Source organism: Synechococcus sp. OH2 (genome assembly GCF_047462155.1).
GTDB lineage: Bacteria > Cyanobacteriota > Cyanobacteriia > Thermostichales > Thermostichaceae > Thermostichus.
On record NZ_JANSIR010000013.1, the window covers coordinates 1 to 15,385 of the forward strand.

Genomic DNA, 15,385 nt, shown 5'->3' on the forward strand with positions numbered 1-15,385 from the left:
TTGCTAAGTGTTGCTACTGTACCCCTTGATTCCTTAACAGGCTGTATCCACTTTACTATACTCTGACCGGTATGTAGGAGACAATGAGGTCAATCTATCCCTAGGCCAGTGGCCCACCAACGCGGTAGGCTAGATCGCAGTGGGCCTTCTGTTGGGTTCTCTACTGCAATCAACGGTTCTCTCCTCTTGCCGCCATGGCTTTGCAACTTGAACCTGCCGCTCCGGCAGAGGTAGCCATCTATCAGCCCTATTACGCCGTCGCGCGCCGGCAACACCTAGCTCTTGCGGTGGGCCTCTACAAAAAAGGCAGCCTGGAAGGACAGAGGGCCATCGAGGGAGACAAACCTGTGCGTTTCCTGGCCAGTTGGCACACGTCGCCGTTGCCCTCCGATCTGACCGTGGTGCAAGTGATCTTCGATCAGGATGCTGAGCTCACTTACCAGCTCTCCATCGCCAACTACGAGTTTGTGGATTACCTAATCGATGTCGTAACACTGGTGCAGCGTGGACAACCGCCGGATTTCACCACTGCCTTTTACAAAAAGCTGATGCGGTATGAAGACTGACGCCAATTCTCCGGTTGCCGTCACCCTCTACGACACCACCCTGCGGGATGGGGCGCAGCGGGAGGGGCTATCGCTATCACTGCAAGACAAGATCCAGATCGCCAAGCTGCTGGATCGCCTGGGGATCCCGTTTATCGAGGGGGGCTGGCCGGGGGCCAATCCCAAGGATGTGCAGTTTTTCTGGCAACTGCGGGAAGAGCCTCTGGAGCAGGCGGAGCTGGTGGCCTTTTGCTCCACCCGCAAGCCGGGGCGGCGGGCGGCTGACGACCCCCTGCTGCAGGCCATCTTGGCAGCGGGCACCCGCTACGTGACGGTGTTCGGCAAGTCTTGGGATCTGCATGTGACTGAGGGGCTGGGCACCACCTTGGCCGAAAACCTGGCCATGATCCGGGATACCATTACCTATTTGCGCTCCCAGGGGCGACGGGTGATCTACGATGCTGAGCACTGGTTTGACGCCTATCGCCACAACTCCGACTACGCCCTGCAAACCCTCGTGGCGGCGGCAGAAGCGGGGGCAGAGTGGCTGGTTCTCTGCGATACCAACGGCGGATCCCTGCCCCCCGAGATTGCCGCCATCACCGCAGCCGTCTTGGCCGAGTCCCATCACCTGGGGCATTTGCCCCTGGGGATCCACACCCACAACGATTCCGGCACTGCTGTGGCCAATGCCCTGGCGGCAGTCCAGGCGGGGGCGCGCATGGTGCAAGGCACCATCAACGGCTATGGGGAGCGCTGTGGCAACGCCGACCTGTGCAGCGTCATCCCCAACCTGCAACTAAAGCTGGGCTACCGCTGTCTGCCGGAAGGGAAGCTGCAACACCTGACGGAGATCTCCCGCGCCATCAGCGAGGTGGTCAACCTAGCTCCGGATGACCATGCCCCCTTTGTGGGCCGGTCGGCCTTTGCCCACAAGGGCGGGATCCACGTTAGCGCCGTCCAGAAAAACCCCCTCACCTACGAGCACATTGCCCCGGAGCAGGTGGGCAACTGCCGGCGCATCGTGGTTTCGGAACAGGCGGGGCTGAGCAATATCCTCAGCAAAGTGGCCGAGTTCGGGATCCGGCTGGACAAGTCAGATCCCCAAGCCCGCTTGATCCTAGAGCGGTTGAAGACCCTGGAGCTGCAGGGCTATCAGTTTGAGGCGGCTGAGGCCAGCTTTGAGCTGCTGGTGCGGGAGCTGTTAGGTCAGCGCTTGCATCCATTTGAGGTGCTTAGCTTTAATGTCAGCACCACTACCCGCTCCGACTGGAGCAGCAAAGACTGGGATCCCAGTGGTGAGGCGGGGGATGTGCAGTCCTTGGCGGCGGTGAAGATTGCGGTGCAAGGGCAGACACGGGTAACGGCAGCGGAAGGCAATGGGCCGGTGGCAGCTTTGGATGGGGCGCTGCGCAAAGCCTTGCTGGAGTTCTACCCCCAACTGGAAGGGATTCACCTGGCCGACTACAAAGTGCGCATCTTGGATGGGCGGGCCGGCACCTCGGCGAAAACGCGGGTGCTGGTGGAGTTCAGCGATGGCCACCGCCGCTGGACCACGGTGGGAGTTTCCACCAACATCATCGAAGCCTCCTGCCGGGCCTTGGTGGAAGGCTTAGAGTATAGTCTCTTGACAGCACCTTGCCTTTCCCCAGCCTCTGCCCAGATGGCCTCTCCTTGAGGGGGATCTGCAACCATCTCCCCTCTCCCAGAGGGAGAGGGGCCGGGGGTGAGAGGCTGGCTCCAACTTGTGTGAAATCGTACAGCTCCCATGAGAATCATCGGCTTGACGGGCGGCATAGCCACCGGTAAATCCACAGTGGCCCGCATCTTGGAACGGCACGGGATCCCGCTGGCCGATGCAGACCAGATGGCCCGCCAGGCCCTTGCGGTGGGATCCCCCATCCGCGAGCGGGTGCTGCAGCGCTACGGCCCGGCCATTCTAGATCCCTCTGGAGAGCTGGATCGCCGCCAGTTAGGGCAGATTATCTTTGCCGATGCCGCCGAGCGGGCCTGGCTAGAAGCCCAGATTCACCCGTTTGTCAAAGCGCGGCTGCGGGAGTTTCTCCAGTCTCACGGAGCCTCTGCGCCGCAAGGGGTGCAACATCCTCAAAAGGACGGCCCTCCCACCGTTTGCCTGATGATCCCGCTGCTGTTTGAGGCCCACATGGAAAACTGGGTCAGCGAGATCTGGGTGGTGACCTGTACCCCTGAGCAGCAGCGGCAGCGCCTGGCCCAGCGGGATCCCCTGCTGACGCCAGCAGAAATTGAAGCTCGCCTGGCCAGCCAGGGGCCCCTAGAGGAAAAGGCCCGTCGCGCCCATGTAGTGCTGGACAATTCTGGATCCCTAGCGGAGCTGGAAGCCCAGGTGCAGCAAGCGCTGGCTTCCCAGAAACCCCTGGCCTCGCCCCAGCAGGCTGGATAGAGTAGCGGATGGGGATGGTGGGTTGAGGAAGAGTCGATGCAAGAAACGATTTGCGGCGGCGAGCCTGTTGGCGATAGCAGGGCAGAGTCCTGGTGGGTGCAAGCGCTGGCGGCGCGGGAGCAGGAGATCGAGGCGTTGAGGGAGCGCAACCGCCTGCTGCAGAGCCAGATCGATCTTTTGGAGCTGCGCCAAGAAAAGCAACACCGACAGATTCGCAGCTATGAGGCCGAGATCGAGCAGCTCTACCAAGAAAAGCAGGTGCTGGAGCAGATGATCCAGGAGCTACCAGAGCTCTACCGACGTAAGCTGCAGGCCCGCCTGCAACCCATCCGCGAGCGCATCGCCGCCATTCAGGCGGAAAATCGTCGGCTCAAGAGGGAGCTGTACCAGCTCAGCTACCGCCTGCAGCACGTGGACCAACTGGATGCCCCCCGCTGGAAGCTGCAGCTGCCCCGGATAGCTCTCCTGCGCCGCCGGGATCCCAACGGCCGGCGGCCAAAAGCTCTACCCACGCAGGAGGTGGCATCACCCAGCGTCGCTCCTGAGGGGCAAGGGGCAGAATAGGGGAGCCCTCTGGGATTGCCTCCGCATCGCCCGGCGATAGCGGTCTCGGCTGGGGCGCTGCTTGCTCGGAGATCTTCGGAAATGGCCGCCGCTGGCAAGTACGAACCCCTGCATCTGAAATACCGCCCGCAGCGTTTTGCCGATGTGGTGGGCCAAGGGGCGGTGGTGCAGACTTTGGCCAATGCCATCCGGCAAAACCGGGTGGCGCCGGCCTACTTGTTCTGTGGTCCGCGCGGCACGGGCAAGACCTCCAGCGCCCGCATTCTAGCCAAGTCCTTAAATTGCGAGCAGGGGCCAACACCGGATCCCTGTCAGGTGTGCAGCCAGTGCCGCGCCATCACCGCCGGCTCTTCTTTAGATGTGATTGAGATCGACGCGGCCAGCAACACCGGCGTGGACAACATCCGCGAGCTGATCGAGCGGGCCCAGTTTGCGCCGGTAAATAGCCGCTACAAGGTCTATGTCATCGACGAGTGCCACATGCTCAGCAATGCCGCCTTCAACGCTTTGCTGAAGACCCTGGAAGAGCCGCCCCCCCGCGTGGTGTTTGTCCTGGCCACCACCGACCCGCAGCGGGTTCTGCCTACCGTCGTTTCCCGCTGTCAGCGCTTTGACTTCCGCCGCATCCCCCTCGAGGACATGGTGACCCACCTGGGCCAGATCGCCGCCCAGGAAGGGATCCCCATCACGGCAGAAGCCTTGCAGCTGGTGGCCCAGCTTGCCCAGGGCGGGCTGCGGGACGCCGAGCGCCTACTGGATCAGCTTAGCTTGCTGGAGGGATCCATCACCCCAGAAGCCGTGTGGGACTTGGTGGGCGGGATCCCGGAGCGGCAGCTTTTGGAGTTGACGGATGCCCTGCTGGCTCAGGATGTGCAAGCAGTGCTGGCCCAGACGCGGCAATTGCTGGAGCGGGGCAAAGAGCCCCTGGTGGTGCTGCAGAACCTGGTGGCTTTTTACCGGGATCTGCTCCTGGCCAAGACGGCCCCCCAGCAGCGGCAGTTGGCAGCGGTAACGGATCCCACCTGGGCAGCCTTGCAACAGCGGGCCCCTCGCTACTCGGTGGAGATGCTGCTGGCGGCCCAGAGCCATCTGCGCCAGTGCGAGCCGCAAATTCGCCAGAGCGGGCAACCCCAGCTTTGGCTGGAAATTGCTCTGCTGGATCTGCTGGGCCAGCTGCGCACAGGGGCTGCAGCCAGCGCCGCGATCCCCCTTGCCTCTGCGGGCTTACCTTCTGCTGAGAAAAGTGTCGATGTCCCCCCTCGCACCCCAGCAGAACAAAAGCAGAGGGCTACAGCAACAGCCACCCCAGAGTCCTTCACCCCTTCCCCTAGCCCAGCAGGGGACTTGACGCCCCTGCCGCAAGGACCCAGCCCACAAGAGCCGCTCCCTCCGGAAAAGGCAAAGGATCCGGCGCCTGCCCAGGTGTTGCGGCCCCGCTGGGAGCAGTTTCTTGAAAACCTCCGCCCCATCACGCGAGGGCTATTGGCATCCGGCCATTTGCAGCAGGAGGCTCTTGTTTGGCTTGATGGGACGGAGACCTTAGAAATTACCCTTGCTTTTCCCAATAAGGGCCTGGTGGAGAAAGTGCGCAGCAAAGAAGCCGAGGTACACTCTGCTCTTTACAACCTGCTGCGGCGCCCGGTGCGGCTGAAGCTGGTGGTACAGCCACCGCCTCGCCTACGGGAGGGGCATGCTGGCCCAGCTGCGGCCCGTGACCCAAGGTTGGAGAGCAGCCCTCCTTCCCCCGAGCTCCCTCTTCCAAGACAGGCGGAGCTGAGGGCCCCGCAATCTACTGCCCCAGTGGTGCAAACCGCAAGGCCACCCTCCTACGACCTGGCCCATGAGCTGGCGGAGGTGGCCCGTCGGTTTGCCGACCATTTCAACGGCAGCCTGATAGATTTGCAAGGGATCCTGACCTCGCCCGAGGAGGCGACGGCAGAACTGTCCGCTCTCGAGAGCCTGGAGGCAGAAGGAGCCCCGGATCTGGGTGAAACCTACGGCCCGCCGGCAACCGAGTCCCCCCTAGCCCCCGAAGAGGAGGAGCTGCCTTTCTAGGCACTATTTTGGGGCGCTGGTTTTGCCCCTGCCGCTTTTGCTGGCCCGCCAAGGAACGCCTCTAGCGCTGGGATCCCTAAGGGCCAGCTCAGCTAGAGAGAGCGACCGCCTCCACCCGCATCCGCTCGTTCGATCAATTAAGGAGATATTCCCTGGAGCCCTGCGTCGGGGCAAACCTTATTCTAATCCTGGGGATCCCTGGGGGCGGATGAGCTCGATCGGCAGGCCATCGGGATCGGCGATGAACGCTACCTCATAGACTTGGCCGCCAATTTGCTGGCGTTGCGGCGGCAACAGCAAGGTGAGGGGCACCTGCGCCTCCAGATGCTGCAGATAGTCGGCCAGGGATCCCCATTCAGGGCCAATCTCCAAAGAGGGATGGTAGTAGCCTACATAGTGAGGATCCCCGAAAGGATCCGGCGCGGGATGGGGCTGCGGCACCTGCATCAGCTCCAGGCGACCCCAGGGGCTGTGCATCCAACAGGCTAAGGTGATCCCGGCGGTAAACCGTTCTTCCACCACAAAGCCCAGCCCCTCGTAAAAGGCGATGGAGCGAAAAATATCGGCGGTGCGAATAGAAAAGTGATGCAGCTTCATGGTTGTGCTAAGAGGTCGAATAGGAGCAGACTGCCCAGGTCAACCGCCCAGAACCGCTAGCCAAGCGCAAGCAGACTTGCTAGGCTCCAGAAGAAGCAGCGATGGATCCATAGGTAGACCCGATTGTGGGCGCTGATCCGCCGTACCCCTGGGTCGGGAGGCTCACCACCTTCAGTCGATTCCTTCTAGTCAACATCATCATGCCCAAGCTGGTCATTGTCGAATCTCCCACCAAAGCCCGTACCATCCGCGGCTTCTTGCCCGCCGGCTATGAGGTGCAAGCCTCGATGGGACATGTACGCGATCTGCCGGAGTCGGCCTCTGACATTCCTGAGGAGGTGAAGGGAGAAGAGTGGAGCCGTCTCGGAGTCAATGTCCACGCCAACTTCGAGCCTCTCTACGTGATCCCGAAGGACAAAAGAAAGGTAGTCAAAGAGCTGAAGGAGGCGCTCAAGAAAGCCGACGAGCTGATTCTGGCCACTGACGAAGACCGGGAGGGGGAAAGTATCAGTTGGCACCTGCAACAGGTGCTGCAGCCCAAGGTGCCCCCCCGCCGCATGGTGTTCCATGAGATCACCCGCGAGGCCATTCAGGAGGCGCTGCAAAATTGCCGTGAGGTGGACGAGCAACTGGTGCGGGCCCAAGAGACGCGCCGCATCTTGGATCGCCTGGTGGGTTACACTCTGTCGCCGCTGCTGTGGAAAAAAATTGCCCCCAAACTCTCGGCAGGTCGGGTGCAATCGGTGGCGGTGAAGCTCTTGGTGGATCGGGAGCGGGAGCGGCGCGCCTTTAAAAAAGCCACCTACTGGGATCTGAAAGCGGATTTGCAACCGAGGACAGCAGGCCAAGCGGCCTCCTTCCCAGCAGAGCTGGTGAGCCTGGGCGGCAAACGTCTGGCCAGCGGACAAGACTTCGATCCCAGCACCGGGCAGCTCATGGCCGGACGGGATGTGGTGCTGTTGGATCAAGCCCAGGCCGAGGCCCTACAGGATCGCCTGCTGGGGAAAGCTTGGGTCGTCAACTCGGTTGAAGAACGCCCCTCCACCCGCAAGCCCGCCCCTCCTTTTACCACCTCCACGCTGCAACAGGAGGCCAACCGCAAGCTGCGCCTGTCGGCTCAGCAGACGATGCGCATCGCCCAAAAGCTCTATGAAGAGGGCTACATCACCTACATGCGTACCGACTCGGTACACCTGTCGGAACAGGCCATCCGCGCTGCCCGCGCCTGCGTGGAGTCGATGTACGGCAAGGAGTACCTCAGCCCCGAACCTCGGCAGTACACCACCAAAACCAAGGGGGCGCAAGAAGCCCACGAGGCCATTCGTCCCGCCGGGTCAGAATTTCGCCTGCCCAGCCAAACCCCCCTCACAGGGCAGGAGCTAGCCCTCTACGACCTGATCTGGAAGCGTACTGTCGCTAGCCAAATGGCCGAGGCACGACAGACCCACACCATTGTGCTCATCACGGTGGATGATGCGGTGTTTCGGGCCAGTGGCAAGCGCATCGATTTTCCCGGCTTCTTCCGCGCCTATGTGGAGGGATCCGACGACCCAGAGGCGGCTTTGGAAGATCGGGAGGTGCATCTGCCCCTGTTGCGGCAGGGGGATCCCTTGAGCTGCCTGCAGTTGGAGCCGGTGGGCCACGAAACCCAGCCGCCGCCTCGCTTTACGGAGGCTTCCCTAGTCAAGGTGTTGGAAAGTGAGGGGATTGGCCGCCCCAGCACCTACGCCACCATCCTGAACACCATCATGAGCCGTGGCTACGTGAGGTCGATGGGGAACGCTCTTGTGCCCACCTACACAGCCTTTGCGGTTACCGAGCTACTGGAAAAATACTTTCCCAACTTAGTGAACACCCGCTTCACCGCCGAGATGGAGCAAACCCTCGATGACATCGCTTCTGGCCAGGCAGACTGGCTGCCCTATTTGCGCCACTTCTTTCTGGGAGAGCAGGGTCTAGAAGGCCAGGTGAAGGCGCGCGAGTTGGAAATCGACTCCGGCCTGGCCCGCTCCATTCACCTGGAGAACCTGCCTGTCAAGATCGGCATTGGCCCCTACGGCCCCTATGTGTCGGTAGAGACTGAATCGGGAGAGGTGCGCGCCAACCTGCCGGAGGATATCCCCCCCGCCGATCTCAGCGCCGAACACATCGAGGAACTCATTCGGCGCAAGCAGGAAGGTTCCAAGCCCATCGCCTTCCACCCGGAAACCCAAGAGCCGGTCTACGTGATTCCCCAGGGTCCCTACGGCCCTTATGTGCAGTTGGGGGAAGTGTCGGAGAAGAACAAAAAGCCCAAGCGCACCTCCCTCCCCAAAGGGCTGAAGCCGGAGGAGGTCACCCCTGAGATTGCCCTGGGGTTGCTCAGCCTGCCGCGCACGTTGGGGGAGCACCCAGAGTCGGGGAAGAAGGTGCAAGCAGGGATTGGCCGCTTCGGCCCCTACGTGGTCTGCGACGGGGATTTCCGCTCGCTGCCTGCCGATGAGAATGTGCTGACCATCAGCTTGGAGCGGGCGCTGGAGCTGCTGGCCCAGCCCAAAAAAGGCCGTGGTCGCGGCTCGGCCAAACCCCTGCGCGAGCTGGGATCCCATCCTGAGGATGGCGAAGCGGTCACTTTGCACGACGGCCCCTACGGGCTGTATGTCAAACACGGCAAGGTCAATGCTTCTTTGCCCAAGGAGATCCCTGCCGAAGCAGTCACCCTGGAAATGGCCCTGCAGGTGTTGGCCGAAAAAGAAGGTTCGTCTGTCAAAGGGAAAGCCCTCTCAACCAGCAAAGCCAAAATGAAGGCCAGCATGACAGGCCAGCAGGCCAAGGCGGCTGGACTGCGGCAGCGGCGCGGAGCACAAGCAGCTTCCACCGGCGGTGGGATGGCCAAGGAGCCCCAGGCGAATGGTTCAGCTCCGTCTAGATCCCGTTCCACCATTTTGAAGGTCACTCCCAAAGCTCTTTCCTGAGGACAGCTTCTCAAGCTGGGATGGCACCAGATCCCCTGCTTGTGGTGGATCTAAGGAGTCGGTATCTGCGCCGCTACCCTCACCCCCGTCCCCTCTCCCAGAGGGAGAGGGGAGTTCGCGACAGTGTTGCGTAGCAATAACGCTGTGGAGAGATGTTTCATCAGCTCAACGGTGTCACCTGGGTGCCGGGGAAGTAGTGGTTGAGGATGGGCGACGCTGTGTAGCCCTGTTCGGCCAGGCCGCGGGCTCCCCACTGACATAGACCCACCCCGTGCCCGGCTCCCCGATAGGTGAAAAGGTACGATTCCGGCTGGCCGGCCTTTGGCTCGAGGCGTTTGAGGGTAAAGCGGTTGCTGGGCAGGATCCCCCACCCTAGGGTTTGCCCGAGGTGCAACACAAACTCCTGTCCGGTAAATAACCGAGATCCGACGCGGATGCGCAGAGGGCGCCCCCAGGGATCCGATTGCAGGATCTCTAACTCGGCGCTGCCCAGGGCTTGCTCCAACTCTTGTCGGCTGAGCCGGACACTGTGGGGGCCATAGAAGGGGGAAGCGCGACACCCTTCGCAACTCACCCCTTGCAGGTAGGGACGGGCGGGTGGGGCAAAAATATCTTGGTTGGCGCTGGTGTGGCCGCCACAGGTGGAGTGAAACAGAACCTCTACCGGCTGGCCGGCATGGGTTAGGATCTGCCCCTGGGTTGCCCGCACCGCAGCCGTGGTCGCCGCCGTCTCATAGGCCAGGCCCCCGTAGAACTGGTGGGCGGTGGAATCTTGCAATGGCCTTGCCGGGGTAGAGGGCCATTCTCTTCTTGGAGCGGGGCGCAGATGGGGAACGGCCAGGGTACGGGCCAGGATGGCTTGGGCCTGCAAAGCGGCGGCTGGCCAATCGGCGGGCATTTCGCCGGGCACCAAGGCCAGCAGGTAGTCTTCCAGTTGTACCCAGTTCAGCAGGTGCAGGCGCTCTGGGCCGCTTGGGCGAATCTGGATCAAGCCACGGTAGCGACGCTCCTCTCCCGCCGCAGGATGCAGCCCCCCTCCTTGCAGCCAAAGGGATCCCGAGTAGCGACGGGGCTGGCCCGGCCCGCTCAAAATCAGCGCTTGGCGGTGAACCTGCAGCTTCCAGATCCCTGCCGGAAAAGGCTGCTGATTTAAAACAAAGGGGCCGCTCAGCTCCAGTTGGGTCAAAGGCTCCGCGCCCCAGCGGCTGAACAGCTCCACGGCCAACCAATCTCCAGCGGTCTAGGCCTGCAGAGAGCCTCCCTGAAGGGCCCAGAGGGATCCCAGCCCCAGTGCTGCAAACTGTCGTCGTCGCATTTATCCTGACGATGAGTCGGCAAGCAACGGATCGTATCCTAGTTGCTGGCTGAGGCGAGCGCGGGCCAACTCCCGGTACTCCCAAAAGTGTTCCCCTGCCGCGCACAAACCCAAATACAGGTTCAGCAGGCTGGGCTTGCGCCGCCAAATTGTCCACAGTTGTCGCCAAAATTGGGCGCGAATTTGCGGGTGGCGGATCCCTTGTTGCCAAATGAGCTGGAGAAGGAGGTGGATCCCTTTCTGAAGGGGCAGCCTCATCACTTGTCGCCGGCCTGCTTTAACCCCTATATTCAGGCATTGTCGCAGACAACGAGAGAGATATCGCGCCGGCTCATACAACTTCCAAAAACTCTCCAGATATTCCCGGGCAATTTCAGATGGAGAACGGGTGGGAATAAAGTTCATCAGCGTGTTTTGATCCCCAAATTCGGTGACGCCAATTCCCTCCAGCAACCGCTGCTCTTTTTTGAGGCGATTCCACAGTTGGGTGTTGGGTAGAGCCTGTAAAATGCCCAACATCGGCTGAGGAATACCGGTCTGCTCGACAAAAGCCTGAATGCGCTCCCCCGCACCTGGCCGCTCTCCGTCAAAGCCCAGAATAAACCCGGCGTAGATCAACAGCCCAGCATCGTTGATCTTGCGACAAGCCTCTACCAGGGGGTGGCGGGTATTCTGTAGCTTTTGAGTCATCTGTAAGCTGTCTTGGTCTGGGGTCTCAATACCCAGAAAGACCGCATAGAACCCCGCTTCTACCATCAACTGCATCAACTCTTCATCTTCAGCTAGGTTGACAGAAGCCTCTGTCATAAAGGTAAATGGATAGTTGCGCTCCTTGCTCCACGGGATCAGCTCGCGTAAAAATCGCTTGACATTGCGCTGGTTGCCGATAAAGTTGTCATCCACCACAAAGACCGAGCCACGCCAGCCCAGGTCGTAGAGGGCTTGCAGCTCGGCAAGCATTTGGCTTGGCTCTTTGGTTCTGGGCTTGCGTCCATAAAGAGAGATGATGTCACAAAACTCGCAATTAAAGGGGCAACCCCGCGAGAATTGCACTGACATCATGAAGTATTGATCCATGCGCAGCAGGTCAAATCTCGGCAGAGGGCTTTGGGTGACATCTGGCTTTTCTGTGGCTCGAAAAATGCCCACTTCTTGCCCAGATTCTAGAGCCTTGACAAAAGCCGGTATGGTCACTTCCCCTTCGTCCAAAACCAGGTAGTGGGCTCCAGAGTCGAGAGCATCTTGGGGCAGAGAAGTGGGATAGGGCCCTCCCACTGCCACCTTTTTACCCAATTGCACAGCTTTGCGAATTAGGGCGTGAAAATCCTGCTTCTGCACCAGCATGGCCGACAGGATCACCAGGTCGCACCACTGCCAATCGGCTTCCGTTTCGGGGGCAACATTGCGATCCACAAAGCGAAGCTCCCAGTCCTGGGGCAACAGAGCGGCAACTGTGATCAAGCCCAGAGGTGGCATCAGTGCTTTCAGACCCACCATCTCAATGGTGCGATTGTATGACCAGAAAGATTGGGGAAAGCGAGGATAGAGCAACAACGCCTTCATACCTGTCAGCTCCTAAATTGTAGATTCTGATCTAACACGGGCCGTTCCAAGCAAGTTAAAGACTCTCCTCTGGCCCTCTGCACTGCTGCAACCATCTCTACAAAAAAAGGAGCTGGAGATCTACACAACAAGCAGTTTGGATGCGATTTGCAATAACCCTGGCGTGCTGTTTCCTATTTCGAGTGGCTGTGGTTGTCAGCAACAAAGATAGAGGGCTAGCGGGATACAATCTTGCTGAAGAGAGGTTCGAGGTGGCCTGGCAGGACTTTATCCCGGCTTGTGCGAGCGCACGAATATCCCAGTTCTTGGTTCAGAGTTGAAACCTACCTATAATGGATTTTCCAGCATTAAGCCAAGTATGGAAACACCTCCCTGGCTAGGAGGGATCCTAACCAGTCGCTTGCTGGATCACAGGATGCGGAAAGGTTTTATCCCTTCACGAGAAATTCAAGCCTAGCTGGCTTTCTCGAAGATGCGCTGAACCAAGCCGCTGACGAGGGAGAGCACGATGGCACCGACAAAAGCCCAACCAAAGTTGTCGATGTTGAAAGCATCTCCGGCCAAGAAGTCGGCAATGGCTAAGCAGATGCCGTTTAAAATCAGCCAAAACAAACCTAGCGTCAGGATTGTAATCGGCAGGGTGATCAACCGCAGAAACGGCTTCACCAAGCTGTTGACTAGCCCAATAGCCAGTGCCGCTACCAAGGCACCTCCAAACCCGGAGACGTGGATCCCGGGCAAAAGCCAAGCCAAAATCATCACGCTCAAGGCCGACATCAGCCAGGTGGCCAAAAGAGCTGCCATACTTCCTCCCTTACCCCGCCGGGGCAGCCATTTCGCCCTCTATGCTATCCAATCGTGAGGGATCCCGGCTGCCGACACCTCTTCCGGGCTGTAAGTTTGCAACGCCAAAGCATGGATACTCTGCCCCATCTCCTCAGCCAGAGCGGCGTACACCAAGCGGTGTCGTTGCAGAGAAGTTTTGCCGGCAAACAGAGGCGACACCACCTGCACGCGGTAGTGCCCCCCGGATCCCTGCTGCCGTCCCCTATGGCCAGCGTGGCGGTGGGATTCGTCCTCTACATAGGCGTAGGTGGCCTGTAGTTTCTCGGCCAGGAGCTGCCGAAGGCGGTTCGGGGTGAGCATGGGATCTTCAAGATTGAGTGCTGGCCTTGGCAAAAGCCGCCTCCACCAGGGGGCGCAGCTCGTTGCGGGCGTGCATCTCTTGGAGGATGTCGCAGCCGCCCACAAACTCCCCGTCAATGTAGATTTGCGGAATGGTCGGCCAGTTGGAAAACTCTTTGATCCCTTGGCGAAGCTCGGGATCCTCCAGCACGTTAATTGCTGTGTAGGGGAAGCCCAAGCTATCCAATATGCGAACGGCAGCGTAGGAAAACCCACATAGGGGCATTTCTGGGGTGCCCTTCATATAAATCAGCACTTTGTGGGTACGAACCTGGTTGCGGATTTTCTCTTCCAAAAGGGGATCCAGCATGGTAGCCAGCCAGTTTAGCGACAACAGGGGACAGGCAAATTCAGCTCCTATCGTAATCTCATTTTCATCCACTTTTGACGAAAAGCGTCAACAGGCATCCTGGAGCCTGGCGGGGGCTCCCCCTGCTGACGACAAAAAGTGCTAGAAGGGGAAGCAGTGGAGGTTTCTCACCGGAGGCCATTCATGCTAACGGAGTCCTCTCGCGCCAGCAGGACAGAGTCCTCTCGCGTTAGCGGGACGGAGTCCTTGCCGTCGGCGGTGGAAAGCCCTGAGACAGGGGGGAGTGATTCTTCCTCTTCTGCCAAGCCGGAGCCAAAACTGGGGTTCTGGCAGCAATTCTGGGAAGACATCGACTGTGTCTTCGAGCGGGATCCGGCGGCGCGCAACCGCTGGGAGGTACTTTTCACCTACCCCGGGGTACATGCTCTCTTCCTACACCGCATCGCCCATTGGCTGTGGCAGCGGCGCTGCTTTTTTCTGGCCCGCTTGCTCAGTTTCATTTCTCGCTCCTTTACGTTGATCGAAATCCACCCGGCAGCCCGGATTGGACGGCGCTTTTTCATTGACCATGGTTGTGGCGTGGTGATCGGGGAGACGGCGGAAATTGGCGATGACGTCACCCTCTACCACGGGGTTACCTTGGGGGGCACCTCTTGGACCAAAGGTAAACGGCATCCCACCCTAGAAGATGGGGTGATCGTGGGCACAGGGGCGAAGATCCTGGGGCCAGTTCGCATCGGCGCCAGAGCCCGCATCGGGGCCAATGCAGTGGTGATTCAAGATGTGGCCCCCGGCATGACGGTAGTCGGGATCCCAGGTCGAGCGGTCATCCCACCCCATCAACGCCGCATCCCCGCCCACGGCATCGACCTCGATCACCACCTCATGCCTGACCCGGTGGGACGGGCAATCGAGCAGTTGTTGCACCGCATTCAAGAGCTGGAAGCCCAGGTGGCCCGTCTTAGCCAAGAGCGGGAGCGGGCCCAACCAGATGGTTCAGGGGCAGGTGACTAGCTCGGCAGTATCCGCATGGGGGCGTAAGTTTCTGAGGCTTTCCCTGGAAGAGGGCAGAGTTCGCAGCTTCCTCAGGCGCAGGGGAGAAGCTTGCCCTGTTGCGTAACCCTTTTTGCGGCAAAGGGGTGGAGCCATTTCAGCAGGGCGAGCTAGGGTGCTAGCATCTCGGCTCTACGGGGAAAACGGTGATGATGTCGGCCAAACCCCTCTCTGGGGCAGCAGCTCTGCTCTGCCTAGGCCTAGCTCCAGCCGCTCTGGCCCAGACGCTCCTGCCGGAGCAAACGGTGCTCCTCGACAGCAGACAGAACAGCGCCACCCCTCTACAAAGCAATGTCCTACAAAACATTGTCTTCGTCGTGCCCAACACCCCAACGCAGCACTTCGCCGGCAGATGGGGTTGGCGCAGCAGCCCCTCACCGCCCCCTGCCCCCATCACAATCCTTATCCTCAACTCCCAAGCCAACCTGTCCGCCGAGGCAGCCGAGCCGCAGACCTGTGGCCAGCGCTGCCAGGGATCCCTGCGCCTGCCGTAAAGAAGAGGCGGCTGCTTGCACTTCAGACTGCCCAAGCCCGCAATCCGGCTCGCGGCAATGCTCGGATCCGCAGGGATGGGGGTTGATATAATTCAGGGCAATTGTCCACCGCTGGGCGGCAGAGGGTTTTAGTGCAATCTTGGCCCAGCTTTCCAATCTTTGTGGTGTGCGAGGGATCCCTATGAATTGTTCCAGGCAACTCTGCCCTTGGCTAGCTTCAGCCCTGACCTGTGGGATGGTGCTACACACCGCTGCAGCTTGGGCACAGCCCCAACCCGGCACCCTGGATCTGCGCACCGGTGGCGATGCCCCCGCCCAACCCACCCCC

14 protein-coding genes are annotated in these 15,385 nt (G+C 60.3%); 8 read left to right on the forward strand and 6 right to left on the reverse strand.

Translation table 11 applies throughout. The features are described 5' to 3' along the window. Positions 1 to 194 precede the first annotated feature (194 nt). The 5 genes from ebsA to NW835_RS01200 all read left to right on the forward strand — a co-directional run bounded on the left by ebsA (position 195) and on the right by NW835_RS01200 (position 5,586). A complete protein-coding gene (ebsA, locus tag NW835_RS01180; protein WP_414366770.1) occupies positions 195 to 566 on the forward strand; it encodes a type IV pilus biogenesis protein EbsA in 372 nt (123 codons plus the stop codon). Then, positions 556 to 2,223 (forward strand): citramalate synthase, encoded by a 1,668-nt coding sequence (gene cimA, locus NW835_RS01185; protein ID WP_414414301.1) that lies wholly within the window; start codon positions 556 to 558, stop codon positions 2,221 to 2,223. Before ebsA ends, cimA begins: the two co-directional genes overlap by 11 nt. Positions 2,224 to 2,313: 90 nt before the next feature. Further along, positions 2,314 to 2,967, forward strand: coding sequence for a dephospho-CoA kinase (gene coaE, locus NW835_RS01190; protein WP_414414302.1), 654 nt, complete (start codon positions 2,314 to 2,316; stop codon positions 2,965 to 2,967). Positions 2,968 to 3,003: 36 nt separating this feature from the next. Further along, entirely contained in the window at positions 3,004 to 3,531 is a 528-nt protein-coding gene (locus tag NW835_RS01195; protein ID WP_414365980.1) for a hypothetical protein, read from the forward strand. Between the two features lie 81 nt (positions 3,532 to 3,612). Further along, positions 3,613 to 5,586, forward strand: coding sequence for a DNA polymerase III subunit gamma/tau (locus NW835_RS01200; protein WP_414378467.1), 1,974 nt, complete (start codon positions 3,613 to 3,615; stop codon positions 5,584 to 5,586). A gap of 177 nt (positions 5,587 to 5,763) precedes the next feature. On the opposite strand, the gene NW835_RS01205 is transcribed toward NW835_RS01200, so the two are convergent. Then, on the reverse strand, positions 5,764 to 6,183 hold the full coding sequence (locus NW835_RS01205) for a VOC family protein (RefSeq protein ID WP_414365978.1): 420 nt from the start codon (positions 6,181 to 6,183) through the stop codon (positions 5,764 to 5,766). A gap of 200 nt (positions 6,184 to 6,383) precedes the next feature. On the opposite strand from NW835_RS01205, the gene topA reads away from it, so the two are divergent. After that, positions 6,384 to 9,137: a type I DNA topoisomerase gene (gene topA, locus NW835_RS01210; RefSeq protein WP_414414303.1), complete on the forward strand. Its 2,754-nt coding sequence runs from the start codon at positions 6,384 to 6,386 to the stop codon at positions 9,135 to 9,137. Between the two features lie 160 nt (positions 9,138 to 9,297). Here topA and NW835_RS01215 read toward each other — a convergent pair whose 3' ends face one another. From NW835_RS01215 to grxD, 5 genes are all read right to left on the reverse strand, one after another. Then, positions 9,298 to 10,356 carry a SpoIID/LytB domain-containing protein gene (locus tag NW835_RS01215; RefSeq protein WP_414414306.1) on the reverse strand — a complete coding sequence of 353 codons (1,059 nt, stop codon included), beginning with the start codon at positions 10,354 to 10,356 and terminating at the stop codon, positions 9,298 to 9,300. Between the two features lie 96 nt (positions 10,357 to 10,452). Continuing rightward, positions 10,453 to 12,015, reverse strand: a complete 1,563-nt coding sequence (locus tag NW835_RS01220) for a B12-binding domain-containing radical SAM protein (RefSeq protein ID WP_414365976.1) — start codon at positions 12,013 to 12,015, stop codon at positions 10,453 to 10,455. A gap of 453 nt (positions 12,016 to 12,468) precedes the next feature. Beyond that, a complete protein-coding gene (locus tag NW835_RS01225; protein WP_414414304.1) occupies positions 12,469 to 12,819 on the reverse strand; it encodes a phage holin family protein in 351 nt (116 codons plus the stop codon). A 39-nt stretch (positions 12,820 to 12,858) separates the two neighbouring features. Further along, the gene (locus NW835_RS01230) at positions 12,859 to 13,161 is read right to left on the reverse strand and encodes a BolA family protein (RefSeq protein ID WP_414414305.1); all 303 of its coding nucleotides are present in this window, start codon (positions 13,159 to 13,161) and stop codon (positions 12,859 to 12,861) included. Positions 13,162 to 13,168: 7 nt separating this feature from the next. Next, positions 13,169 to 13,507, reverse strand: coding sequence for a Grx4 family monothiol glutaredoxin (grxD, locus tag NW835_RS01235; protein WP_414365983.1), 339 nt, complete (start codon positions 13,505 to 13,507; stop codon positions 13,169 to 13,171). 186 nt (positions 13,508 to 13,693) lie between these two features. Here grxD and cysE point away from each other — a divergent pair, with 186 nt between their 5' ends. Beyond that, positions 13,694 to 14,524 carry a serine O-acetyltransferase gene (gene cysE / locus NW835_RS01240; protein ID WP_414365973.1) on the forward strand — a complete coding sequence of 277 codons (831 nt, stop codon included), beginning with the start codon at positions 13,694 to 13,696 and terminating at the stop codon, positions 14,522 to 14,524. A 188-nt stretch (positions 14,525 to 14,712) separates the two neighbouring features. Then, positions 14,713 to 15,057: a hypothetical protein gene (locus NW835_RS01245; protein WP_414372229.1), complete on the forward strand. Its 345-nt coding sequence runs from the start codon at positions 14,713 to 14,715 to the stop codon at positions 15,055 to 15,057. Positions 15,058 to 15,385: the final 328 nt, after the last annotated feature.

Bases quoted from the DNA above. Each gene is read 5' to 3' on its own strand.
- NW835_RS01220 (WP_414365976.1), bottom strand. From the start codon at position 12,015: ATGAAGGCGTTGTTGCTCTATCCTCGCTTTCCCCAATCTTTCTGGTCA.
- NW835_RS01230 (WP_414414305.1), bottom strand. From the start codon at position 13,161: ATGCTCACCCCGAACCGCCTTCGGCAGCTCCTGGCCGAGAAACTACAG.
- ebsA (WP_414366770.1), top strand. From the start codon at position 195: ATGGCTTTGCAACTTGAACCTGCCGCTCCGGCAGAGGTAGCCATCTAT.
- coaE (WP_414414302.1), top strand. From the start codon at position 2,314: ATGAGAATCATCGGCTTGACGGGCGGCATAGCCACCGGTAAATCCACA.
- NW835_RS01225 (WP_414414304.1), bottom strand. From the start codon at position 12,819: ATGGCAGCTCTTTTGGCCACCTGGCTGATGTCGGCCTTGAGCGTGATG.
- NW835_RS01205 (WP_414365978.1), bottom strand. From the start codon at position 6,183: ATGAAGCTGCATCACTTTTCTATTCGCACCGCCGATATTTTTCGCTCC.
- NW835_RS01200 (WP_414378467.1), top strand. From the start codon at position 3,613: ATGGCCGCCGCTGGCAAGTACGAACCCCTGCATCTGAAATACCGCCCG.
- NW835_RS01245 (WP_414372229.1), top strand. From the start codon at position 14,713: ATGATGTCGGCCAAACCCCTCTCTGGGGCAGCAGCTCTGCTCTGCCTA.
- topA (WP_414414303.1), top strand. From the start codon at position 6,384: ATGCCCAAGCTGGTCATTGTCGAATCTCCCACCAAAGCCCGTACCATC.
- cimA (WP_414414301.1), top strand. From the start codon at position 556: ATGAAGACTGACGCCAATTCTCCGGTTGCCGTCACCCTCTACGACACC.
- cysE (WP_414365973.1), top strand. From the start codon at position 13,694: ATGCTAACGGAGTCCTCTCGCGCCAGCAGGACAGAGTCCTCTCGCGTT.
- NW835_RS01195 (WP_414365980.1), top strand. From the start codon at position 3,004: ATGCAAGAAACGATTTGCGGCGGCGAGCCTGTTGGCGATAGCAGGGCA.